19 protein-coding genes are annotated in these 24707 nt (G+C 62.5%); 3 read left to right on the top strand and 16 right to left on the bottom strand.

Annotated features, from left to right (window positions below; translation table 11 throughout):
- Nucleotides 1–33: 33 nt before the first annotated feature.
- Both ABSB13_RS00325 and ABSB13_RS00320 read right to left on the bottom strand, forming a co-directional pair.
- Entirely contained in the window at nucleotides 34–996 is a 963-nt protein-coding gene (locus tag ABSB13_RS00325; RefSeq protein WP_428104446.1) for a quinone oxidoreductase family protein, read from the bottom strand.
- A 106-nt stretch (nucleotides 997–1102) separates the two neighbouring features.
- Nucleotides 1103–2434: a hypothetical protein gene (locus ABSB13_RS00320; protein ID WP_428104444.1), complete on the bottom strand. Its 1332-nt coding sequence runs from the start codon at nucleotides 2432–2434 to the stop codon at nucleotides 1103–1105.
- Nucleotides 2435–2528: 94 nt separating this feature from the next.
- Between ABSB13_RS00320 and ABSB13_RS00315 the strand changes: the two genes are divergently transcribed.
- On the top strand, nucleotides 2529–3356 hold the full coding sequence (locus ABSB13_RS00315) for a ThuA domain-containing protein (RefSeq protein WP_428104442.1): 828 nt from the start codon (nucleotides 2529–2531) through the stop codon (nucleotides 3354–3356).
- Nucleotides 3357–3431: 75 nt separating this feature from the next.
- Here the strand turns inward: ABSB13_RS00315 and ABSB13_RS00310 are convergent, their stop codons facing one another.
- The 6 genes from ABSB13_RS00310 to ABSB13_RS00285 form a co-directional block, all read right to left on the bottom strand.
- On the bottom strand, nucleotides 3432–4766 hold the full coding sequence (locus ABSB13_RS00310) for a cyclic nucleotide-binding domain-containing protein (protein WP_428104440.1): 1335 nt from the start codon (nucleotides 4764–4766) through the stop codon (nucleotides 3432–3434).
- Between the two features lie 726 nt (nucleotides 4767–5492).
- On the bottom strand, nucleotides 5493–6314 hold the full coding sequence (locus ABSB13_RS00305; protein WP_428104438.1) for a class I SAM-dependent methyltransferase: 822 nt from the start codon (nucleotides 6312–6314) through the stop codon (nucleotides 5493–5495).
- A 200-nt stretch (nucleotides 6315–6514) separates the two neighbouring features.
- On the bottom strand, nucleotides 6515–7906 hold the full coding sequence (locus ABSB13_RS00300; RefSeq protein ID WP_428104436.1) for a M28 family peptidase: 1392 nt from the start codon (nucleotides 7904–7906) through the stop codon (nucleotides 6515–6517).
- Nucleotides 7907–8010: 104 nt separating this feature from the next.
- Nucleotides 8011–9573: a hypothetical protein gene (locus ABSB13_RS00295; protein WP_428104434.1), complete on the bottom strand. Its 1563-nt coding sequence runs from the start codon at nucleotides 9571–9573 to the stop codon at nucleotides 8011–8013.
- 42 nt (nucleotides 9574–9615) lie between these two features.
- On the bottom strand, nucleotides 9616–10065 hold the full coding sequence (locus tag ABSB13_RS00290) for a DUF3237 domain-containing protein (protein WP_428104432.1): 450 nt from the start codon (nucleotides 10063–10065) through the stop codon (nucleotides 9616–9618).
- Between the two features lie 55 nt (nucleotides 10066–10120).
- The gene (locus ABSB13_RS00285) at nucleotides 10121–11554 is read right to left on the bottom strand and encodes an amidase (RefSeq protein WP_428104430.1); all 1434 of its coding nucleotides are present in this window, start codon (nucleotides 11552–11554) and stop codon (nucleotides 10121–10123) included.
- Between the two features lie 193 nt (nucleotides 11555–11747).
- Between ABSB13_RS00285 and ABSB13_RS00280 the strand changes: the two genes are divergently transcribed.
- Nucleotides 11748–12230, top strand: a complete 483-nt coding sequence (locus ABSB13_RS00280) for a hypothetical protein (protein ID WP_428104428.1) — start codon at nucleotides 11748–11750, stop codon at nucleotides 12228–12230.
- A gap of 4 nt (nucleotides 12231–12234) precedes the next feature.
- On the opposite strand, the gene ABSB13_RS00275 is transcribed toward ABSB13_RS00280, so the two are convergent.
- The 7 genes from ABSB13_RS00275 to ABSB13_RS00245 form a co-directional block, all read right to left on the bottom strand.
- Complete coding sequence (locus tag ABSB13_RS00275) at nucleotides 12235–13155, bottom strand: ParB N-terminal domain-containing protein (protein WP_428104426.1); 921 nt, start codon at nucleotides 13153–13155, stop codon at nucleotides 12235–12237.
- A gap of 50 nt (nucleotides 13156–13205) precedes the next feature.
- Nucleotides 13206–13889 (bottom strand): YceI family protein, encoded by a 684-nt coding sequence (locus tag ABSB13_RS00270; RefSeq protein ID WP_428104424.1) that lies wholly within the window; start codon nucleotides 13887–13889, stop codon nucleotides 13206–13208.
- A 26-nt stretch (nucleotides 13890–13915) separates the two neighbouring features.
- Nucleotides 13916–15643 carry an ABC transporter permease gene (locus tag ABSB13_RS00265; protein ID WP_428104422.1) on the bottom strand — a complete coding sequence of 576 codons (1728 nt, stop codon included), beginning with the start codon at nucleotides 15641–15643 and terminating at the stop codon, nucleotides 13916–13918.
- 42 nt (nucleotides 15644–15685) lie between these two features.
- Nucleotides 15686–16636 carry an ABC transporter ATP-binding protein gene (locus ABSB13_RS00260; RefSeq protein WP_428104420.1) on the bottom strand — a complete coding sequence of 317 codons (951 nt, stop codon included), beginning with the start codon at nucleotides 16634–16636 and terminating at the stop codon, nucleotides 15686–15688.
- Between the two features lie 61 nt (nucleotides 16637–16697).
- Nucleotides 16698–19088: an efflux RND transporter permease subunit gene (locus ABSB13_RS00255; RefSeq protein WP_428104418.1), complete on the bottom strand. Its 2391-nt coding sequence runs from the start codon at nucleotides 19086–19088 to the stop codon at nucleotides 16698–16700.
- 37 nt (nucleotides 19089–19125) lie between these two features.
- Nucleotides 19126–20262: a WD40/YVTN/BNR-like repeat-containing protein gene (locus ABSB13_RS00250; protein ID WP_428104416.1), complete on the bottom strand. Its 1137-nt coding sequence runs from the start codon at nucleotides 20260–20262 to the stop codon at nucleotides 19126–19128.
- Nucleotides 20263–20385: 123 nt separating this feature from the next.
- Nucleotides 20386–21654, bottom strand: coding sequence for a sulfotransferase family protein (locus ABSB13_RS00245; protein ID WP_428104414.1), 1269 nt, complete (start codon nucleotides 21652–21654; stop codon nucleotides 20386–20388).
- Between the two features lie 234 nt (nucleotides 21655–21888).
- On the opposite strand from ABSB13_RS00245, the gene ABSB13_RS00240 reads away from it, so the two are divergent.
- Entirely contained in the window at nucleotides 21889–23259 is a 1371-nt protein-coding gene (locus ABSB13_RS00240; protein ID WP_428104413.1) for an FAD-binding oxidoreductase, read from the top strand.
- 144 nt (nucleotides 23260–23403) lie between these two features.
- Here ABSB13_RS00240 and ABSB13_RS00235 read toward each other — a convergent pair whose 3' ends face one another.
- Nucleotides 23404–24237 (bottom strand): nickel-binding protein, encoded by an 834-nt coding sequence (locus ABSB13_RS00235; RefSeq protein WP_428104411.1) that lies wholly within the window; start codon nucleotides 24235–24237, stop codon nucleotides 23404–23406.
- Nucleotides 24238–24707 lie beyond the last annotated feature (470 nt).

The raw sequence follows: 24707 nt of genomic DNA, 5'->3' as shown, positions 1-24707 counted from the left end.
TCTTCGCTAGCTGGGTCCGCGAAGATTGTAACCCTATGGGATCAGAAGAACCCTGCCCACTGCCTGCCGGCTCTCGATGTAAGCGTGGGCGGCGCCCGCCTCCGATAGCGGGAAGGTTCGATCGATCACGACCGTGTATTCGCCGCGGGCGATCTCCTCGATCAGGCGCTGGATCATATTATGCGCGCGCTCGGTGCCTATTTCCGCGCCCAGAAAAACTCCGGTCAAAGAGCGGTTGCCCGCCATCAGCGGGGAGACGTCCACCGTCATCGGTTCGCGGCCCGCCGCGCCAACCATCGAGACGCGGCCGCGATAGGCCAGCGATAGCAGGCTGCCCTGCAGGGTCGCGCCGCCGACAGGGTCAACCACGAGATCGACGCCCCGGTTGTTGGTAATTTTCATGACCGACTTTACGACGTCATCGGTCCGGTAGTTGATCCCATGATCGAGACCGAGCGGCTTGAGCCGTTCCAGCCGCGCGTCGCTCGACGCGGTCGCGAGCACGGTCGCGCCTGCCCGCTTGGCAAGCTGAATTGCGGCAACGCCGACGCCGCTCGCGCCCGCCTGCACCAGCACCGTCTCTCCCTCCTTGAGCTTGCCGTACTCGAACAGACAATCGTCGGCGGTGCCGAACGGCACGGGGATAGCTGCGGCAAGCTGGATGTCGAGTCCTTTTGGGACCGGCCATGCGTTGCGGGCCGGCACCGCTCGCAACGCGGCGTGAGAGCCGAAGTTGTAAACAGTAGTCACTTTCTGGCCGACCCGAAGGTCGGTTACCTCCGAACCAACCTCGACAATCTCGCCGGCGGCCTGGTAGCCAACCACGTGCGGCTTGGTGAGCAATGCTCCATGCCAACGATTGAGCGTATCGCCGCCCTCGATGCTCACGGCCTCGACGCGGATCACAACGCCTTTCGGATGGCATACGGGATCGGGAACGTCCTCGTACTTGAGAACCTCGGGACCACCGTTTTGATAATAGACAGCAGCTTTCATCGCGCATCTCCTCCAATCACTTTGCTATCAGCGGCGCCAAGCTGATCGACGACAGTCGAACAGATGATGTTCCTGAGGCGCCCACGAAAGTTGAAGGTGCATCATCCTAAAAGTAAATCGGATCCACGTACAGGCCGCGAGATGCAGCGCCCGCCGGCTCCGGGATACCGTGTGAAATCACCACAAACCGTTCCAACTCGCTTGCCAGCGCGCGCACGCGCTCGTATCCGGCGGACGCCTCCGACGTGAAGAGCGAAAGTCGGTCCAGGCCGCGATCGGAAAGCCATCCGCATTGCGCGCGGATAATCGCTTCGAACTCGTCCTCCGCGCCCGGCAAAAATCCCCAATCCAGCGCAAGACCGCGCCGCGACTCCGTCCGCTCTCCCTTCGATTCGATGATAAACCGTACGGTGTCGCCGGCGGGCCATACTCCCACCACCGCGCGATCTGTCATCCGCACCCGTTCCCAGCAGTAGTCTCGCGGCGAACGCTCGACACGAGCGCTGAACGAGTCCACGGTGTACGGCAGGTACATCTCGTCGGATTGGTGGGTCGCGTTGAGAATTTCGACGATCCGCGCCGCATCGCGCGGCGTAGCCGGTCGTCCGACTTGCGGGCCGGCGAGCGATGCGCACGGCAGTTGTGCGCGAATCTGATGAGTGCTCCATCGAGGCGCCCCCGCGAAGCCTCGCAGCATCGCCGCATTGTCGACCGACGGATACGCGGTGCTTCCGTCCGACGAACCCTCCGGGTACTTCTCGTCGAAAACGCGATTTATCGCACCCCACAAGCCTTTCTTCTGATGCTCCGGAAGAATGCGCAGGTGAGCGAACGCGTGGATTCGATAGTCGCGCGCTGCGACCCGCACGGTATGCAGAGCGGCTACGTTGACGCCGGCTGGTTTTCCATCCACGAAGCCCACCGCAGCCAGAAAATTATCCATCAGCCGCGTGAACGCAAAGTAGTCGTCGCCGCGCTCGATAGTCATCGTGACGCCGTCGCCCAGCACGATCGGGCATCGCCGCTCGATATCGGCGAGCACGGCCGCGTCAGCCATAGTCGCTTCGCGCGACACCACCTCGAAATCGAGGATACGATCACGAGCAAGCACGGTTATTCGATGCGGCTCGGTGTGCTCGACCTCGATCGAGAGCCGCCATTTCCTATCGCCGCTGGTTTGGATGACCGTCAAGTTGAAGTCGGACGCTTGCTCGACCGACGCCACCGTGAAATCGCCGTAGCTATCCCTGCAGCGCTTCCATCCTCCGGTGAGCACTTCATGCCGATAAGGAAATGGCGCGCGGACGGACATGTTTAAGGCGCATCGAGCGTCGAGCTCCGCCTCGGAGGCGCCTTCGCCGGCCGAGACAACGCGCTCCAGATACCATCGAAGCTGGCGTCCTGCGGGATTGTCGGGAATTTCGGGAAACGTCTTCACTCGTCAAGCTGATGTTGTAGTACGAATTCACGCGAGTGTCGCGCATCGATAGAGGTGCCGCGACCGGCGTTTCTCCGCTAGACTTGAACGCAATATGACAACCCCGATTCGAGTCCATCTTATCACCGGAGGATTTCCTCCTGGTTCCTTCGCCGGCCATGACATGGATTTCGTGCGGTTGTGCCTGCTCGGCCTTCTGCAACAGAACTCGGGGGTGCTTACGACCAGCGGCAATGACTTCGCCGATGTCGCCAAGTGGCTGCCCGGCAGCCGGTTACTGATCACCTACGTTGCCGGGCCGTATCCCAATGACGAACAGAACCAGTTCATTCGCAACTGGCTCGAAGCGGGCGGACGATGGCTCGCGCTTCACGGCACCAGCGGTGGGAAGGCAGCGCCAGTGAGCGGGAAGCGTTACGTCCGAAAAATGGTGAAGGGCGGCTATCACGACACGCTTGGCTGCTTCTTTCTCAACCATCCCCCGGTGCGCAAGTTTCGCGTTGACGTAGCCGATCGCGAGCATGCGCTCACGCAGGGGCTGCCGGCGTCCTTCGAGGTCAAGGACGAACTCTATCTCATCGAGCTTGAGGACCCCGCCAACAGCCACGTGATACTCACGACCGTGCTCGAAACAGACCCATCGCCGCCCGGATTCGGTTTCGTTTACGACGCCGATACCTCGATACTGCCCGACGGCAAAACCCGCGTACTCGGATACACGCGCCAGACCGGGATGGGCGAAGTCGCCTACATCGCGCTGGGCCACTGTCACTCGCCGATAAGCAACGTTCAGCCGTTTGTCGATTCGAGCGTCGAGCCTTCAGGAGCTACGCCGATGGTTTTTCGCGGCTCGTGGGAAACGCCGCAATACCAGACGCTGATTCGTAACGCTCTGCACTGGGGCATCGGCGCCACTTCCTAGCACGCGCGCTCGATCGGCTATCGAGCGTTCGCGGCTATCACCGGCGCGAAAAGCTTGAATCTCTTGAGCGTTGAATCAAGCGAACGACTGAGCCAGCGCCAGCCACAACGCGAACAGAAAGCCCGCGACCGTCGGCAGCACAACCAACGATCCCCCCTCATGGATGGCTTCCGGAATCATCGCATGCGCAACCAGTGCAAGCACCGCGCCTCCGGCTACCGCCTGAGAGAAAATCGCCACGTGAGATCCGGAACCGACGAATATCTTTCCGGCCGCCGCCGCCACGATTCCCGCCACAAGAACGGCCGACCATAAGGCAAAAATCGCAACCGGGCTATAGCCTGCCCGCTTGAGCATCGAAGCGCTTGCCGCCGCCTCCGGGATTCCACCCACGAACATCCCCATGATGAGTGTGATCGACAAAGTCGCCAAGCCGGCGAACTTCGCACCGATCACCAAACATCCGGGAATCGTATCCAGAATGTTTCCGAGAACGATTGCCATCCCCGCGCCATGGCCGGCCTCGACCAGGATCTTTTCCGCTTCACTCCTGCTCAGATGCTCGAGATTGCTGGCCGCCACCTTGGCCCACCGCGAAGGATTACCGGCGCCGGAACTCAGATTCTTGAGCGCCCGTTGGTGGCTGAGCCGTTCCACCGCGGTCGCCAACTGACGGTCGTTCAAAAGCAGACGATCGAAGTCCTCCCGGCCGATTTCCAACAGGTCCGTTTGGGCGGCTGATTGAATCGTCGCAGTACGCGGCTCTCCACTGAGCAGGGCCATCTCGCCGAATGCCTGACCTTCGCCCAGTTCCGCGAGCTTTTCTCCGCTGACGTGTCCGCCGTTGCGATGATCGCCAGCCGACAACACGTCGACCTTGCCTCGCGCCACGATGTAAAGCGCGTCTCCTGCATCGCCGGCATTGAAGAGAATCTCACCGCCGTCGAGATGGCGGGTGCGGACGCAGGGCAGGATTCGTTCGACCTCTTCGGGCGGCAGATGGCGCAGCAGATCGCATTTCGACAGCAGCTCAATTGTCTCCTTCGCATCCTTCTGCTTCTGTCCCAGCGCATATTCGCGAAATCGCGTCGGGTAGCGTATCGCCGCCCCCTTCTGGTCGAGGAACAAAGCCGTGAAATAGTAGATGACTGCGCCCAGCGCGAAGCCGCTGCCGATGAAAGCCGTTGACGCATTGGCGTTGAAACCCTGCTGATGCAGTTCCTGGGCGCCTTCGAACGCCAATTCTATCGCCAACGCGCTGATGAGGGCGCCGGCAGCAAAGGCCAGCACGCAAGCCATCGTGCGCTTGGAGATTGGGACATACAGACCCAGCGCAGCGCCCAGGATTGACGAGGACGTCGTCAGTAGTCCCAGCATCGAGACGATAACGATTTCGTGCAGGCTGATCATCGCGGGTTCAATATACGCGCAAGCTCTGCCGGCAGCACGACCTCTTCTGTCGTGGTGGGGAGGCCAACCTCGCCGGCCGTGTCGCCTAAGGCAAGCTGCTAATCTTTAGGAGTGAGATGCGCCGGGCAGGTGTTTCCGGCCGGGTGTCCTGATCAAATTTGAAAATTCCGATGCTTTCGGGATGGACGGATTCGAGAACGGCGTGAATGGTGGGCTTAGTCTCTTCGTCGAGGACCGCGAAATCTATTTTGAACCTCGACGGGGTATCGGGAGCGCACTCGATGGCGGTGGCGAGTCGTTGGTGATACGGGAGCTTGGGATGCTCCTCAGATAAGTCGAATCCGAAAATTCCGAGCCGTCTGGCGCATCGGTGGAAGTCGTCCAGGGCCGAGCGCACGACTACTGCTTCTATTCTCTTCATACGGGCTTGTTTGGTTTGGTAGCCTCCACCCGGATAGGGAGCAGGAACTATGCCCGCAAAAAGTTGTAGGCAGAGCGGGATGTTTTGGCTGTCGAACTTTCCAAACGTTGAGGCTTAAAACATTGCTCATTTCATTTTGCATTCCGTCTCTTTCCCCATAACCCGAGTGTCCACACATCCGGGGCAACCTCACCTCCTGGCCCCGCTGGCACGGCTGACCAGTATTAAGAGACCGCGCGCGACAACGGAGCGCGGCCTTAACGGTGGGTCCAGGGCTCAGCCCTGCGGTGCAGGGGTCACCCCTGCTATTTGATGCCGATCCTGAGGCGGTAGCTCCAGAACCACGGCACGATCGCGTCGCCGAGCGCGTGGCGCGCCGCCTCGCGCAACGCCGTGATCCCGATCTCATCCTCGCCGATGCCGTGCTTGAGCAGCGAGGCGATCTCGCCCTGGCTGAGCGCGAGCCCGACCAGCCGCTGGGCGCCTCCATTCTCGACGTGATGAAGCACGACCTCCTTGACGTAGCGGAACCGCCCGCTCTGCCTGATCCTTTCCAGATGCCCGCCCTTGTTCCACTTGAGCACGTCGGGCGCGAGACGCCGCGAGCGCTCGATCGCCTCGGCCTTTGCCCGGCATGCGTCGTAGGCCTGTTCGGCTTCGGCATTGAGCGTCGGAGGCCAGTCGCAGTCGTAAGCGGCGAACACGCCGCCGTCGCGCAAAATGCGTGCGACCTCGGCCAACGTGCCGATCGGCTCCATCCAGTGCAGAGACTGCGAGCAGGTCACGATGTCGGCGTAACGGTCGGGAAGGCCGGTCGCGGTCGAGAGCCCCTCGATGAACCTGACCGCGCCGGCGCTGGAGTCTGCCCCGCGGCGCTCATCAGCCTGCGCGCGCATGTCGGCGTTCGGCTCGACGCCGACGACCTCGGCTGCCCGTCGCGTCCAGATGAGGCTCGAAAGGCCGCTGCCGCTGCCGAGATCGACGACCACGGGGCGATCCTTTGCGGCCAACTGCGTCAGGAGATCCACGATGACTTCAGGCGGTCGCGGCCGGTACTTGTCGTAGAGTTCGGCGAAGCCCGAGAAGCGGTCGGTATTGGCGGCAACGTGGGCGCGATCGGTGCTCATGACGTGAACGCCAGCATGCGCCAAGTCTAGTTGCGCCGCGTTATCGACGCGAGCAGGGCTGAGCCCTGGCCGTTGGCACGGCTGGCCAGTATTAAGACCCGTTGGCACGGGAGGACGGTATTAAGAAAGGAAAACACGGCGCGCCCCCGGCAGAGGCCGCGCGCGACAACGGAGCGCGGCCTTAACATTGGGTGCAGGGGTCACCCCCTGCCCTGCCTGCCCGCGCTCATCCCATGCGTCGCCCCGACGATACGGATTGCGGCACGGGTCACGGGCACCAGGCTCGGCCGGTGAATCTTGTCGAGCGTGTCGATAGCGTCGAACAGGTAAAAGGGCGCGGTGAGGAAGTTGACCAGCGGCACGCCGGCAAGATGAAAGGGACCGCCGTCGGTGGTTGGCGATGGGCCGAAGACCTCGGGCGGCAGGATCATCGAGCGCTCGAGATGCTCGGCGACGATCGCCTCGCGCACGATTGCCTCGACCGGCGCGAGCCTGCTCGTGAACCACCATCGCGGCTCGGGATGCCCGGAGGGTGCCAGGCCACCGTCGCGCTCGACTATCTCGGCGGCGGCGTGCTCGAGATGGACTTCGAGCACCACGCGAGCCAGTTCCGCCTTGTGCCGCTCGATGAACGCGTGTACACCGGCGCCGCCGGCCATGTGCCCCGCGTTGAGGAGAAAGACCAGGCGATGCGGGCGATCGGCGGGCGCGATGCGCGACCAGTAACTGACCTGCGCCAGGACCATCGCTACGCCTGACGCGTCCTCGACGGCAGACGCCCACGGGCCGTCATGATGCGAGCCGACAATCACGCTGTCGTCATCGGCGCCCGGCAGTTCGCCAACGACATTATAGCTGGTGATGTCGTGGCGGATTGCGCGGCTGACCAGCGTGACCTGCACGCGACCCGCGTCGCACATCCGGCGCAGCCGTGCGCCGTCGATCCCGCTGATCCAGACTCCGGGGATCGCGCGCGCCACGCCGTCGTAGGGTACGTAGTACCGGTGCGAGTCGCCGGGGTAATCGCTCAACACCCCGACGAATCCGCTCGCCCCTGCCGCGATCGATGCGTCCATAACCGCCATCAAGTGAGAACTGAAGGGCAGCACCTGGATGGCTCCGGCAAGCGTGCCGCCCGGATCGTAGCGGCGCCAGTTGGTATCTGTTTCTCTGGTCACTGCCCCTGCGAGCATCAGCGCAAGATCCGCCGGGCCACGCATCAGCGGCACGTCCACCAGCGCGAGCGCGCCCTTGACGGCGGCTGGCGTGTCGTCGCGCCACTGGACGAGCGCTGCGTCGAGACCGTCACCGTCGGTGGTCGCCGAATGCGGCAGGGAGAAACAGGAGATGCGCGACTCGCGGCCATCCGCACGCACGATCAACACCGACTCGAGCGGCTCCCAGTAAGGCAGCCGCACGGGCTCGAGCCGGACGTTCTCCAGTCCGAGTTGGCGGAACCGCTCAAGGCAAAAATTCTCGGTCCATCGATCGGCCGGATAGCCGGGTCGCCGCACGCCGCGGGCAAAGACGGTCTCGATCCAGCCGAAGATGGTGCGCTCGTCGGGGACGAACGCCTCTTGCAAAATACTCATGTCACTGCCTCTCGGAGATGCGCGCAGAATCGGCCGCTGCCGAACTGCTTGTCAACCCCGCTGGGATCATCACTTGAGTTCATCATCTATCGATGCGCGTCCGTCTAATGGAAGCGGTCGTACCCCAGCCACAGTGTCAGCAGGATAAGCGGCCTGACGATCGTTTCCTCGACGCTGCCGACCGTCCCCTCGATTGAATCGGCCAGGCCGCGTGCTTCCCGGCTCTCATCACCGGTGTAGTGTGTGTCGGAAACGGGGAAGCCGAGTTCGCGCGCTTGGGCAAGCAGGGTGCGCGTCACGTCGGTGCCGAAGTTAGCATTGATGATGAACAGTCCCTCGTCGAGCGGGCTTTCGAAATCGACCATGCCCACCTCGTAGGGTGGCGGATCGTAGCCGAGCTGATCCTCGGCAAGCGAGAAGAGGTAATGCCCTTGCGCGGTCACGCGCGCTTCCATCGCGATTTGGGTTTCGGGAAAGGACTCGCCCGGCACCGCAGCGAAGAAGAGCGTGCCGATTCGCACCGAGCCCACCACTGTGCGTATTTTGCCTTTGTCGGCCGCCATAAAGGGTTCACGGTTCGAGCGCATCACGCGGTCGACACCGGCCCTTCCGTTGGTCATCAGACTCGTCAGCACAGGATTGTCGGCCGGCTCTTCGAGGATGGTTTCGGCGGTCGCGATCGGGCCGTCGATTTTCACCGCGAGCGCCTCGGCTACGAAGGCGAGCTTGGCAACCGTTGCACCGAAGCTTTCGGCTGCCGACGGCCCGCGCGTTCCGATCGCCTTCAGGTCAGGCTGGGTGCGGCCGACCGAGGCGACCATCACGAGTGCCGTCGAATCGGGATGGCCCTTCTCGACAGCTTCCACAGCCGTAGTGGGCCAATCGGGCGAGATCAGCGTGTTGTCCTTGCCGAGCGCGGTGACATGCGCGCTGAAGTTGATCAGCGTCGCAAACGGCGCGCCGTCGGAACTTTTGGCAAACAGCACGCGCAGCTTCGTGTCGAGCGGATAGCCGGGGACGATGCTTCTCAGGAGATGGGACGGCGCGGTATTGATTTGCCCGGAGTACAGCGACGCCGGCCGTTCGTCGCGCAGAGCAGATTCGATTGCGGCGACCGTCTGATCGGCGACGAGCTTCAAGTATTCCGGTGGCACGCCGCCCCATACTCCAATGTCGTCAGGTCCTGAATGATCGTGCGTGCTGGCAACGATTATGGCGCGCTCGGGAATGCCTGCGTCTTTCGACACGCGCCGGCGGATGTCTGCCGCGCCATACGGCGCGTCGTTCCCCTGGTAGGCGAGAAAATGCCCTTGCGTATCGATCGCGCAGAAGACCACGGTCCCTTCGCCGCGCGAGATCGCGATTGCACGCGCGTAGATGGGACTCCTGACTCCGGTCGATCGCCGGACTGGACCGAAACCGTAGCCCCCAAGATAGACCGGCGAGGCCGGCGTAATCTCGCGCCTGGATGCGCCTACGCAATATTCGCCGCTCGATTCGGAGGCGGAACAGGCGGCCGGTATCGTCGCCGCCACAACCGGCTTGGACGCGCCGAACAAAAGCACGGATGCGGCGGCGGCGAGAATCGCTCGATGAATCTTTCGCGATGCGCGCACCATCTCGGCGGGAAGCTCCATCCTGGTTCCGAGTTCGGATCGTAAATTCAAGGCGTCAGATGTTTGCGACCGCATCAGACTGGACGTTCGTAGTCAGGCCACGCGGTACACCTTGTACTCGACCTGGCCGGGTCCCACCCGCCCTTCCGCGACGAAGATGCTCTGGTTGAGCCACGCATAACGCGGGTCGCCGGTCTCGAACCGAGGCGTAGTGCGGAAATACTGGTCGCCGTAATCGGTGCTCGCGCCTTTGGCGAGCGCGTCGGAGACCTTCTGGTTCATTTCGAGCAGTCCGGTGTAGTGCACATACAGAGAGGCGCCGTCGTCGGTGAGGAACTGGGCGCGCACGTCGAGGCGCCCGAATCCATCCGGTCCGATCAGCAGCCAATCGCCGCCACCGGTTATAATTTTACCTTTCAGCCGTTTGCCTTCGACCGTCCCGCCGGTGACTTCGAAAAAGTTCCGCGTTCCGAACGGGCCCGCGCCGATTTGCACCGGCGGCTTGAGTGTCGCGACGTAAGTGAATTCGTGTTCCAGCTTCATCGTTAGTCCTCCGAGAGCTGCCGCCGTGTTCCCCGGCCTCGCGCGTAGCTGAACATCAATCCCAAACCGGCGGCTTGCGACCGATCCACGGCTGCGCCTGTTCGAGCTGGCCCGCGATCTGGATCAGCGTCGCTTCGTCGCCGTAGCGCCCACCGAACATCGTTCCGATTGGCAAGCCCTCGCGATTCCAATGGAGCGGGAGCGAGATCGCCGGTTGCCCGGTGATGTTGTACACGGGGCAGGGAATCGCGAAGCCCGCAATCTTTTCGTCAAGCAGCGTCGTGGCCGGACTCATGAAATCGATAGTGCCGATCCGCAGCGGCGGCTGGCCCAAAGTGGGCGTCAGGAACAGATCGTGTGATTCGAAGAACGCGGCAAACTGACGCGCGGCCTGTTGGAGCAGCGCCTGCGCAATCAGATATTGCGGCGCCGTTATCTGCCTCCCGCGTTCGTACAGGTTCCACGTGAAGGTCTCGAACTTGTCGGGCGCCGGCTCGGCGCCGGTCAGCATGCGCGCCGCCTCGATGGAGAGCGCCACTCCCGCCAAATAGACGGTTTCGAAGAGCTGCGCGAGCATCTGGTAATTGATTTGCGGCGCCGCTTCTTCGACCTCGTGTCCGAGTTCCGCGCACAGCTTCGCCGCTCGCTGGGTCGCCTCGATGCAATCCGGATGAATGGCGCCGCCCAGAGGATTCACGGTCGAGAACCCGATTCGGAGCCGCTTGGGCGGCGTCGACGCTTCCTGCAGATAGGGCCGGATGGGCAGCGGCGGAAAGTATGGATCGCCAGGCATCGGACCCGCGGTCGCGTCGAGTGCAGCCGCGCTGTCGCGGACGGTTCTGCTCAACACATGCTCGTTCACGAGGCCGCCCAGAATGTCGCCAAGATTCGGCGCGAGCGAGATACGCCCACGCGTCGGCTTGAGTCCGACCAATCCGCAGCACGCCGCCGGGATTCGAATCGAGCCGCCGCCGTCGTTGCCGTGAGCGACCGGCACGATCCCTGCCGCGACCGCCGCGGCTGAGCCGCCGCTGGATCCGCCCGGCGTACGCTCGAGGTTCCACGGGTTGTGCGCCGGCCCGTAAAGACGCGACTCGGTCACAGGGGGAATTCCCAATTCGGGCGCGTTGGTCTTGGCGAACGGGATGAAGCCCGCGCGCTTGTAGCGGGCCACCAGCTCCGAGTCCGCCGGCATCGGCGTGGCCGGAAAGAACGCGCACGCCGAGCGCGTCGGCATCCCGGCGCAGTCGCCCAGGATGTCTTTGAGCAGCAGCGGCACGCCCGCGAACGGCGCATCACCGGCCGCGTGCGCACGCGCCACGGCGCGCGCGCGATCGTAATCCTTGAAAACGATCGCATTGAGCTTCGCGTTGTGTTTTTCCGCGCGCGCAATCGCCGCGTCCATCAGTTCAGCCGGGGTGATCTTGCGCTCTCGCACCATGCGGCCCAGGGTCAGGCCGTCGAAGGAGGCATATTCGTTGAATGACATATTGACGCCCCAGGCTCCTTTTCCTCTCTCGCTACTGAGAATTCCCGGTACGCTGGAAACCCTAACATCTTGAGATTGACGGCCATAGTGCCGCCCGCTCGTGGCTACCGAACACCTGGTCTGGAGTGAAGCGGCCGCGGAGGTGTGCTACTGGATCTCATCATGCAGACCAGATAGCTAATAGTCACCCTCCTTGAAAAAAGTATTAAAGATATTTGGAGGCTTGTGCGTCGCCGTCTTCCTTCTCCTGATAATCCTCGTCTCAATTATCGCGTACACGGGACGCGGGCTCGACAAGGAGAGCAAGACGTACGCGGACGCTGCAATCGTCGCAATCACGTCCCAGTGGAACGAAAAGGACCTTACCGACCGTGCCAGTCCTCAATTCATGGCTACGGTGAAAGATCCAGCAGATCTGCATTTAATGATGGGAGTGCTTCGATCACTCGGTCCGCTGAAAAAGTACGACGGATCGAAAGGCGAGGCGAACATCGATTTAAATTGGCCCCGCGGAAGGACCATCACCGCCATTTACGTGGCGCAGGCCGAATTCGACCGCGGCCCGGCGGAGATCAAGATCTCACTCGTAAAATTGGACGGAGTATGGAAAATCGTCGGCTTCAATGTTACTCAGCATACGTTCTCCGGATTGTGGGCGGCGAAACCAAACCTCTGACAGCTCAGCCGGGGTCGGCGACCGAGGTGGCGGCAGCGATTTGGGCCGCATCGCGAATCTGCCCGAAGTGGATTTTGCCCAGATCGAATTCCTCGAGCGCCTTGATCAGACTTGCCAGCGCCGCCTTGCAGGTCGGAAGATTTTTTCGCGCACGCGTGAGCGGATTGGATCGCGCGACGATAAAGTTCTTCAGATAAGGATGCATCAGGGCGCGCTGCTTGCCCGCGGCCACCAGTTCAACCGCCAATTCGTCGGCGCGCTCGACCTGGGCTGCGCGCTCCTCGCGATCGTCAATCGCATCCTTGAGCGGTTTGGTCAGGAATCCGTCCACGCGGCTGAGCAGGGGCGCGTAAACACCACCCGAAAACCTGGGTTTCTTTTCATAAAGCAGGCCGAGCGTGATGTAATGCGCACGCTCGAACTCGAAGGCGAAGTCCTTCTCGGCGGATTTGGGCCGCTCCTCGAGACGCGCGCGATACATCCGAATTACCTCGAGCGCCTTGTCGCGCAGGTTGTGCGCTTTCTCGGTGTTGAGCGCGAGGATCTGAAAGGCGACCTCGGGGTCCGGTATCACGATCGCAGGAATCATTTTGGCGCCGGATTTCACCGCGGCGGCGCGGCGATGGTTGCCATTGGGAGTCCAGTAAGTGCCGGCGGAGTGAACGGCGACGATCGGCTCGGTAAAACGATCGAGCTTCTTCATCACTTCGATCATTCGCTTGAGGTGCGCCGGCGAGAGGTCGCGTTGATACGGCGTCGCCTCCACTTTCGCAATCGGAAGCATCGCGAACAGATGCCAGTGATCGCCAATCGGCTCTTGATAGGCGGCGAGCGCCGCACCGCCGTCGGCTTCGATCGCCGATGCCAACTCAGTTACCGCGGCCGGAAGTTTTGCGCCGCGCGGAGCAATCGCTAATTCCACCATGCTCAAGCTTGTAGTTGATGGATGGCCGCGGGGACAAACGGAGATTACTGCTAAGGCGCAGTCGCAGCGGCGGGCGAGGCGTCCCGAGCCGGCGTTGCGGCATTCACCGCTACGATGTGAAAGCGAACCGTCGCCTCATCGCCGGCCAGAATCGCGCCAAACAAAACGCCGGGGACCTTGACGCCGAAATCTTCGTAATTGAACTTCACTTCGCCGTCGCCACTGAAGACGCCGTTCGCGTCGAGCGCCGCGTGGACAGACATGGTCATGGCATGCGCTTCGCCGTGAAGGGTAAGGAAGCCGGTCACTATCGCGGTGCCTTCGTTGTGACCGCCCATCACGACGCCGACGACGCTGTTGCTCTCGAATCCGATGGTGGGAAATTTGTCCGCCTCGAGCGATTGTTCGGTGACAGCTCGATCGCGCGACACATGGTCGCTGCGATAGCTGGATGCGTCAATCAGTATCCGCACCTTCGCGGTGCCCGGGATGTTGGCGGGATCGCCGCTCACCGCGCCGTCGATTATGCGAAACGTCCCGGTCGCGCTGCCGCGGATGAAGGCGGCCGGCTCCGCGACCGACACGCTTACCGTGCTGCGGTCAACGTCGATCTTGAATCGCATCGCGGCTGCGCTGGCGGCGCACGGTTCGAAAACAATCAGCACGACTGCGCCGGCGATCGCAATCAGCGTGCGCGTCAGGAAGGCGCGAGATTCATTTGCAAATTTTTTCAATTGGCAAGCGCTCCATTGTTGCGCGATCAGCCGAAACGCCGGCGCGCGATTGCGACGCCTGCAACAGTGTAGATGATCCCGAATCCGAAGTTGACAGCGGCCGGAACCAGCGCGCTCGACGCGGCGAGGTTGCGGATCATCAAATCATTGAAGGCACGCATCGCCCACGTGGTTGGCAGCGCCAGCGCGACCTGCTGCATCCAGGCGGGTTCCAAATCGATCGGCCACCAACATCCGCCGACCGCCGCCATCGTCATGATCACAATTGCACCCACCGGCAGAATCGCGTCGCGCGTCCGCCCCACTCCGGCGACGATCAATCCGAACGCCGCGCCTGCGAAAGCGATCGCCGCCGCGGGCATCATCAGCGCGGCCGGCGTGCGCCCGAGCGAAATCCCGAACAGCGCGTATCCGGCGGCGAACAGCACCGCCATCTGGACGAAGCCGACCACGAAGCGGGCCAGCAACTTTCCGATGAGCGTAGTCCACAGCGGCGCCGACGCCGAGCGCAGACGCTTGAGCGTGCCCCAATCGTGCTCGTTGATCAGCGCCAGCGACACCCCCATCAACATACCGATTAAGAGAAAGGTCACGGCGAAGCCCGGCACCTGGAGATCGAATGCATTGAATCCCGCCACCGCGCCGTTTTCCCTGCCGGTCAAATCGACCTCGACGTATCCGAGCGTGCCGGGAATCGCGAGGCTCGAATCGATTCGAGGCAGGACCGGAATGTTGACCGCCGGGATTTTTGGCATCGCCGGCAGCTCGGGCAGATTAAGATCGATCGGCGCAATCGTGAGCGCGCCTTCAAGCCTGGTCCGGACGTCCTTGAAATCCGCGCCGGGTTCGAGCTTGATCGCGCTGAGATTCAGATCGGCCGGCAGAGTCGGGATGGCCGGCGGCGGCGGGATGTCGGCGGCGTGGCTGCCGGCGAGTTGCTGGAGTTTGCCGAACCATGTCTCGAACTGGCCGTGCGCGATCTCGAGGCGCTTCAAATAATCCTTAAGCTCATCGAGTTTCGCCTGCTGCGCGGCGGCGTCGGCGTCGATCTTGCGCTGAATCCGATTCAATTCGGCGTCGAGCGCGCCCCTGGTTTGATCGCGCGCGTTGGTCAAAGCAGTCTCGAGCTGCGCGCGAATCCGCGCCGCGAGCGCGGCGCGCGATGCGGCGGCCGAGGCGCCGAGGCGAGCGGCTTCGGCGCGCGCTTGCTCGGCGGACTCGCGCGCTTGCTCGAGCTGACGGGTCAAGTTGCGAGCTTGTTCGGCGGCTTGCGCCTGCGCCTGGGCGGCGGCGCCGGCGCTGATTTGCCGGCACAACTCCGCAAGCGTCAGCTCGATATTTGTGGTCTGCAGGTACTTGACCGGATCGGTATAAAGAATGAGCTGCGCGCCGTGGCCATGTTCGATCGCATCGGTGGTTCCGGGAGCAATGACTATTCCGACCACCGCCAATTTTTGCTCGCGGACAGTCTGCTGAGCCTCGCGGCGGGTCGAACAATGAATCACCGAGAGCTCGGGCCGATGCGCAATTGCGTCGAGGATCGCGCGCGCGACAGCGCCGTGGTCTTCGTCGAGAATGGCCACCGAATATTCGCCGCGCGGAGCGGTTCGGCCGCCGTAAATCTTCGCCAGCGAAAAACCGGCGGCAGCGATTACCGCGATTGGCGCAATCAGCAGCATGAACAAGCCGACGCGGTCGCGCCGGATGAGCAGGAATTCCTTGCCGATAGTCAGCCACACCGCGCGCAGCATCATCGCCTCATGCAACCCGTCCGTTGGTGGTGGCGCGCATCATGTTCATGGCGTATCGCGAAGCGCGCGGCCGGTGAGTTTCAGGAAAGCGTCCTGGAGATTGGGGCGATGGACGCGGAACTCGACGACCTCGCCGCCAATCTCGGCGGCCCGGCGAATCACGTCGGGCACCTGGTCGAGCGTGCGCAGCGTGGCCGCAGCCCCCAAGCCGTCGAGGCCCTCCCACGGCAGCTCGCCCACGCCCGTGATCCCGCCGGACCATCCGGGCGGCAGCGCTCTTTTGGTCGTGATATCGATTCGCGGTTCCGTCCCCGCCAATGCGATCAGTTCCCGGTCGGTGCCCTGTGCAACTATTTTCCCGTGATCGATCAGCACGATTCGGTCGCATAGCCGTTCCGCTTCTTCCATATAGTGCGTGCTGTAGAGGATCGCGCCGCCTGCTTGCTTGGCCGCCTCGACCACCGCGAAGATCCGCCCACGCGATTGCGGATCGACACCGACGGTTGGCTCGTCGAGCATGATCGCCGCCGGAGAGTGCACCATTCCGCACGCGATGTTCAGCCGGCGCATCATGCCACCGGAAAATTCGTTTACCACATCGTCAGTGCGATCGCTCAGCCCGACTTCCTCGAGCAAACTGCGCGCGCGGCTCAAAGCCTCATGCGCGGCCATCCCCTGTATCCGTCCAAAGAACACCAGGTTTTCAAGCGCGGTGAGCGTGGGGTAAAGCGCGAGCGATTGCGGAACCAGGCCCAGGCTACGGCGCGCCAGGCGCGGCGCGGCGGCGAGATCGTAAGAGGCAATCGAAGCGCGGCCCGAGTCCGGAGCGATCACGCCCGACAGAATCGAGAGCGTGGTGGTCTTGCCGGCGCGGTTGGGACCGAGCAGGCCGACGATCTCGCCGGCGTTGACGGTAAACGATACACCGTCGAGCGCCACGCGCTGGCCGTAGCGCTTGCGCAGTTCTTCCGCGCGGATGATCGGGCCCGAGTTCATTGATGATGAACCACGAGTTTCATCGCGGCCACCGAATTGGATTTTTCATGAGAGTCGATCATCAGGAAAATGCGGCCAGCGTGCGGCTTTCCAGGTCGGGGCGCCTCGATGCGATCGTGCGTTCCTTCTCGCGGCGGATGAAGGCGGGATCGAAAGTCACGATCAAGACGGGCAGAATGGTCATGGCGCCAAGCATCGAAACGAACATCCAGACCGCCAGCAGCAGCCCCATCTCGGCGTCGAAGCGGATGCTCGACCAGTACCAGAACAGAACCGACGCGACCAGCGTCAGTGCGGTGAATGCGACGGCCTTCCCCGAGGTGATCAAGGCAGTATAGGTACTGCCCTTGAGATCGCCGCCCAGCGCCAGTCCTTCGATAATCCGGCTTACTATGTAGATGGAATAGTCAATTCCAAACCCGACGCCGACAGTGACTACCGGCAGAGTATTAATGTTGATACCGATGTCATGCGCGCCCATGAAGGCATTGATCGCGGCGTTGGCGAGCGCCAGCGGGAATAGCAAATAGAGTCCCGCCATGAACGAGCGATAGGTTATGAGTATTATTATGTAGATAGTGGCGAACGCGAGTACGTTGAGTAGAAGATCATTGTCGATGATTTCCTGGTTGGCGGCGGCGAGTTCGCCGATTATTCCGGCGGCGAGAGAAAACGTCACGCCGGGCACGTGATGCCTGGGCTCGTCGAAGAATCGCTGGCTGCGCAACACGATTCGTTGGACGTTTTCGCCCTCGCGATCCTTGGAATACACCGTAATCTGGGTGGCGTCGCGCCGTGGCGTGATGATGTAGGCGGTCGACAGCGGAGACGCGCCGGCCAGCAATCCGCCGAGCAGCTGTCCGGTGCCGCGCGTGGTGGTCGGCAGCACATTCCACTTGGGCTGGAATTCCCTGAGCGCGGAGCCTCCGTTCGACAGCAGATCGGCAACCGAGAATGTGCGCCCAACCGCCGGATCGCGCTCCATGTAGCGCTCATACTCGTCCATGACGTGGTACAGCTTGGGATCGTTGAGCGAATCGCGCCGGGCAAGCTCCGCGACAACCACGAACTGCTCGATCGCCCCAAACTCGCTCTGGATGGCGGCCATCGAACGGTTATACGGCGAGTTGGGCCACAGAATCGGCGATTCCGACGACGGGTCGCCGACTTTGAGTCCGGTCCAGAAAAACGCGCACAGCACAATCACCACGATCGTGGCGGCGAAGGTGGTGATGCGGCCCGACCTTTCCAGCATCGGTTTGGCGATTGACTGCAGCAATCGTTTGAACCAGCCATGCTCGCGGCGCTCGATCACCTCGATGCGCGGCGGGTCGAGGTAGTAGTACACGATCGGATTGAGTATCAGCTCGCTCACGATGATCGCGGCGATCCAGAAGCTCGCGGTGATCGCGAGCCTCTGCAGAAACAGAACCGGCACGAGCAGGATGATGAGCACGCCGAACGCATCGGCCAAAATACCCGACAGCGAAGGAACGAACAGCTCGGAAAACGACGACAGGATAGCCCTTTCCTTGTCGCGCAGACGGTAAAACTCTTCGTAGTACCGATCGTGCATTTGCACTGAATGGCTGACGGCGCGCGCGGTTATCAGGAACGGAATGACAAGCACCAGCGGATCGAGTCCGAAACCGAGCAGCCGGATGAAGCCGAGCCCCCAGATGGCGCAAATTACGCCGGAAATCGTCGGCCGCAGCGCACCGCGCCAATCGCTGAAATAAAGATAGAGCAGCATCCAGACCGCGAGCACCGTGGCGACGAAGATCCAGAGAAATTCCGGCGTGTAGTGATACACCCATCCGTAAAGGATCGGCTGTCCGCCGTAGTAAATATGCACCGACTCGTCGCGCTCCGGCTCGACCACGTTTCGCCGAATCTCGTCGAAGATGCGCGTGTAGTCGAGTCGCGTTTCGAGGAAGCTGCCTTCGATCACCGCCGCCTTGTCGTCGAGCGAAACGAAACGGCCGAAGATCACGCCGGGATTTTTGTGGACGTTGCTCTCGAGTTCATCCAGCTCGCCGGCGGTCTTGGGAATGTCGCCGTTGGGCAGCACCGGGGTGTTGAGAATCACGCCGCCGGCCAGCGGGCGGAAATAGCTGGAAGTCGCGACCGAGCGCACCGAGCCGTGCTGGATGCCGTAAACCACATCCATGTCGCGCGTCATCTGGACTATTTTGCCGATGATCGCGGGGGTGTAGATCGTCCCCTCTTTCGCCTCGATCATGATCGTGACGTTGTTGACGCTGCCGAAGTACTGGTCGTACTTGTGCGCGACCTGGATGAACGGATGGTTCTGCGGGAGCAGTTCGCCGAAGCTGGTAACCAGCTGGGTTTGCGCCGCGAAGTAGCCGAAGAATGCGGTGAGCACGCCGACCAGGGCCAGCACGATGAAGCGCCAGCGCAGAATCCATTCGCCAAACCGATACCAGGTCATTGGGTTCTCCGGATTCCCCGCACTCGCGCGTTCGCGTTCAACCCCGGCACTGGCGCCAGGTCTTGCCGCCGTCCTCGGTGTAAAGGATGGTGCCGTAGCCGACGATCCATCCGTGCTGCGCGTCGAAGAACCGCACCTGGCTGAACGGGAACGGAATCGCAGGCACGCTCGGATCGTGCGCCCATGCGCCGTTGGGCTGAAGGCGAAGCACGGTGCCCGTCAGTCCGGTGGTGATTCCCTGGTCGCCGGCAAACAGATCGATCGAGAACAGCGGATCGCGCGCCGGAATCTGCGCCGCTCCCGGAACCAGCGTGTCAGGCGCCGCGCCCGGCTTGTCCGCCTGATGGGCAAACCGCCAACTCTTGCCGCCGTCGTCGGTCTCCACCACCCATCCCTCCAGTCCGCACGCCGCGCCATGTTTTTGATCGCGGAACGAGACGCTGAACAAAGTCGGCAGTATAAAATCCGCGAAGCGCGCATCGTCGCCGGGTCCGAGCGGACGCTTCCATTGCGCCACCAGTGGTTGCTGCTGCTCCTGCCAGCTCTTGCCGCCATTTTCGGTCGCCCAGATCCGCCCGAGCTCGCCAACCACCCATCCGTGATCGACGTCGAGGAAACTCGCGCTGTAAAGCACCGGCTCCTCGTACGGCAGCGCGTAGTCGGACAGCTCCTGCGGAAAGAGCCGCTGCAACTGGCGCTTGGTAAAACTCTCGCCACCGTTGGTCGTGCTCAGCACCAGCGCGCGGTCGCCAACAAAGAAGCCATGCAGCGCGTCGGGAAACGACAGGCCGAAAATGAACAGGTTGGTTCGCGAGTTCAGACGCTCCCAGCTCTTGCCGCCGTCGCGCGTGCGCATCACCAGGCCGTCCTGCCCGCACAGGTAACCGTTGCGATCGTCGGTCATCTGGATTCCGAAGACACCCAGCTGGGTGCCGATGTCGATCCGCTTGAAATGACGGCCGCCGTCCTCGGTCAACAGCACCTTGCCCCGATCGCCGACGACAAACGCGCGCGTCGGGCTGGTCGGCCATACATCGAAAAACTTGTCGGTCAGCGTGATATTGCTAAGCGGCAACGGCGGCAAAGCAACTTCGCGATGACACGCGGCGGTCGCGAGCGCGATTAGAACAAATAGCGTCTTGATTAAGCTGTATGCGTGGAGGTTTCGCTCCATTGCGCCAATCCCGCGGAAAAAGTTGCTCTATACTCAAGCAATCAGGCGGTCTTGGCAAGCCACACCGCTCGCACGAAGTCCTCGGCGCGCGAGCGCGTCGATCGTGGGTCAGGGGTCTGCTCGTTATCCGCCGAGCCCGGTTCGGCGCTTGACGGCGAAACGCCGGCAATAGGCGGCAAAACGATCGGATGCTTCTGCAGCGTCAATCCCGAACATCTCCAGCCGGTAGCGATGCACGCCATGCTTCTCGCGCCCGTTTTCCGCCATGAACTTGCCCATCCGCGCCTGCGCCTCGTCCGTCAGATCCATCCCAAAGTGCGAGTAGATGCGCCGGACGCATCCCAGCGGATCCGAGAGCAGGTCTTCGAATTGGACGTCGAAGAACCGGCTCGCCTGGTCCGCGCTGCCGTCCCTGATCGCGATCGCACGGTCCAGATGACGCGACCAGAAGTCGAGTTGGTCTCGTCCCACGTCGTGCGGATCGATTCCGTCGCACGAGGCGGAACGCAGCGTGCAGTGAAGGCTGGCGGCCGAGCCGATCACCTCGAGCGGGTCGCGATGCGTCTGAACGATGATCGCGTCGGGATACACGTCGAGCAGTGCGTCGAGCGTCATCAGATGGGCCGGCGACTTGAGCACCCATCGCTCCCCCGGACAGCGCGACTGCAGATGCTGAAGAAAATCGCGTTGTAACCGATACGTCGGCCGCATGTCCTGAAGCTCCAGCCAGCGCTCGTAGGACGGAACGTTGTACATTGCCTCGAACAGCATGCTGTGGAAGTCCATCGCGTGGATCATGAGGCACTCTTGCGGAAGCCGTGCGCTCACTGGATGAATCGCGTCGAAACCGGGGATCGCCCGCTTCATCGATCCGAAGCGCCGCTCGGCCTCCTCGATGCGCGGGTCGCTGTCGTAGGTGGCCGTCTCGGGCGGCGGACAGGGATTGGATACCTCCCAGGTCTGGGGCGCGCGATTCGCCGGGTCTTGCGCGAGCATCCCGAACAGATGCGTGGTCCCGGTACGCGCCATCCCCATGACGAACAGCGGCCTGCGGATCTCTTCCGCCGCCACTTCCGGATGGCGTTTGCGATAGTCCAGCACGCGCAGCCGGTTGACCAGATGGCCCACGAACTCGCGTCGGGCCCCGACGCGTCCCATCGGGCTGAGGCGACTTTCGTGTTCCAGAGACTCGATCAGCGTGCGCAGACCGATGCGGAAGCGGTCGGGACCGAAGTCTTCCAGCCCGGTCGCCTCACGTGCGGCCTCGATCAGCGACGCCGCATCGAGCGGCGCGCGCCCGAAGCCCAATCTCTGCGCGGTGCGGCCGGCCGCATTGAGCGCGCGCAGCCGCAACGGCGGATGAGCTCGCCACTGCGGGATTGCCCCGGTCATCTTCGTGCTTGAGTCACAATTTTTCGTGACTGAGCCACAATTTCCGTTTTAACTCTCCGCTTCCAACCCGCCGTATAGACCGAATGGCTTATGTCCGCAAGGTTCTAGCCGCCTTTGCTCCACCTATCATCCGCCCCGCCGGGCCTGCTTGCGGCAATCAGTCCGCCACTCCTTGAGGTAACTGTGTCTTGGTGGCATTGTTGGCTCGATTCACCCGCGCAAGGAGTTATCGCAATGGGAAAGCCGACGGTCGATATGTTGCGAGCGCGCGCTCGTGGTCAGGTGATAACGACAAGTGACGCGGAGTACGAAGAGGCGCGCAAGGTCTACAACGGGATGATCGACCGGCGCCCGTCGGTCATCGTGAGGGCCGTCGACGTCGAGGACGTGATGGCGGGCATCGACTACGCCCGCGACAATGGACTCGATCTAGCGGTGCGAGGTGGTTCGCACAGCGTACCCGGCTTCGGCACCTGCGACGCCGGCGTCGTAATCGACCTGGGCAGGATGAATGGCATTCGCGTCGATCCCCGCCAGCAGACGGCGCGAGCCGAGGGCGGTTGCACCTGGGGCGACTTCTACCACGCCACCTACGCCTTCGGACTGGCGACCACCGGCGGGATCATCGCGAGCACCGGGATCGCCGGCCTCACACTGGGCGGCGGAATCGGCTACCTGTCGCGAGCCTTTGGTCTCTCGCTCGACAACCTGCTGTCCGCGGACGTCGTCACCGCCGATGGGCGATTCGTCGTCGCCAGCGCCAGGGAGAATGAAGACCTGTTCTGGGCGCTGCGCGGTGGCGGCGGCAACTTCGGCGTTGTGACATCGTTCGAATTCCAGCTGCACCCGGTCAAGGACGTCGTCGCGGGCCTCTTCTTCTATCCAGTCGACAAGGCGCGTGACGTGCTCAGCTTCTACCGCGACTACGTGGCGACAGCGCCGGAGCAGATGGGACTCTTCCCGGCGTTTCAGATCGCGCCGCCGCTGCCTTTCATCCCCAAGAAGGAGCACGGCAAGACCTTCTGTGCGATCGTGGCCTGCTGGGCCGGCGCACTCAAGGACGGCAAGAACCAGATGGCGGCGTTCCGAAAGCCTGCGCAGGCCGTGGCCGAGATGGTTGCACCGATGCCCTTCTATGCGATGAACAGCTTGTTCGACCCGCTACTCCCGCCGGGCCTGCAGCACTATTGGAAGTCCTCTTTCGCGACCGAGCTAACGGACGGTGCGATTGCGGCACACGCCCAGTTCGGGCCGAAGGTGCCGGTTGTGAATTCGACTATGCACATCTATCCGATCAACGGCGCCTGTAACCGTGTTCCCTCCGATGCGACCGCGTTCGCCTACCGCGACGCCAAGTTCGCGACAACGATCGCCGGCATGTGGCCCGATCCCGCCGACAACCAGAAGAACATCAAGTGGGTGAAGGACTATTACAAGGCGCTGGAGCCCCACTCGCTGGCCGGTGGATACGTCAACTTCATGGCCGGTGACGACCAGGGCCGCATCAGGGATAACTACAAGGACAACTACACCCGGCTGGTGTCGATCAAGAGAAAGTACGACCCCGGCAACTTGTTCCACCTAAACCAGAACATCAAGCCATAGCAGCTCTTGTCCCGATCGCTCACTCAAGGAAATCTGGGCCGGAGACGGTAGTTAGACTCACCTGAACGTCTCGATTCGCTGCGGGGAGATCGTCGCCAATTCAAATCCCATAGTTGTAGGATTCTATGGGGTTGCCGCAGAGTCCTATGCTGCGCCGGACCATTCGACAGCTTGAACCCGGATCGGGTGACTGAAACCTTTTAGCAAAACCTCTCCCAGGTCATTGAAGGGCAGGCCCTTTCCGACGCACAACTCGGCAACCACGTTCGACACCAGAATTTGATCGGGCTCGGCGTGGGCGCAAAGCCGCGCGGCCAGTTGCACCGTCGCGCCGAAGAGATCGTGCTCACGCTCGACGGGCTCGCCTGCCGCGGCGCCGATCCGAACCTTGAGTGGATGCTCTGTGTGCTCCTCCCGATGCTTGGCGAGGGCGCGCTGAATCCGGGTTGCGGAGTGAACCGCCGCCGCCGCCGACACGAAGGACGCCATGATGCCGTCGCCGGTATGCTTGACCTCGCGGCCGTCTGCCGCGGCCAGAGCGTCGCGGACGATCGTGTTGTGGACGTCTAGCAGGGCCATGCCCGCATCGTCTCCCAAGGCTTCATTCGTCGAGCCGACGATATCGGTGAAGAGAATGGTCCGGATGGCAGAGTCTCGCTCGATGCCGGCGCCACCAGGGACGAGGACCGCTCCTGACGGACTCGTTTCTCCTCCGCCGACAAATGCCTCTACCAGCTCGGGATCGGCCTCGATAATTCTCTCTGCGACCTGGCCGTGCGCTTCGCGGTGCACTAACTGCGCCGCCTCCGCACTGGGCGCATCGACCAGGCAGAAAGCCTTGCCGTGGCTCTCGTTGAACCAGTACTTGAGATACTTGACGCCGTACTTCCCCTGCTCCTTGAGGTCGGCGACGTGCGCCTGGTCAATCTGCTCCGCGGTTACTCCCTGGAGGTTATGAACATCCATGTACAGTGGCATGCCAGCTCCTGAAAAAAGGGGCTGCCCCCTATTGACGGGGCAGCCTGCAACCTACCACGCAGGCGTTGTCTACCGGAAGCTCGGCTCGTGCGGCTGTGCCCGGCGCGTTCCACCTACGATCCCGGCGAACTCCCGCGCGCCCCGCCATGCGGCCGCTCGCTTTTGTGATGCGGTCGCAGAACCCTCACCTACCAGCCGCGTTGCAGCCGGCCACCGCGTGTCCGTGACGCCTCCCGTGAAATAACAGGCGGGCTAAGATCCGGGATTCTTCGCTCCGCTCAAGAATGACACAAAAAAAGTTCTAACAGGGCGAAGCCAGCATCTTCTCTTCTTACTAAAGTGCAGGGGTTACCCCTGGCCGTGGCGACGGCAGCGCAGTATTAAGCCGTTGGCAGGGGCCGCGCGCGACAACGGAGCGCGGCCTTAACACTGGGTGCAGGGGTCACCCCTGCCACGGTGGGATCCGCGAA

It is taken from the genome of Binatus sp. (SeqCode) (assembly GCF_050013435.1).
In the GTDB taxonomy this organism is placed as follows: domain Bacteria; phylum Desulfobacterota; class Binatia; order Binatales; family Binataceae; genus Binatus.
The sequence above is the reverse complement of the archived record's forward strand: the minus strand, read 5'-3'. Positions and strand labels throughout refer to the sequence as shown.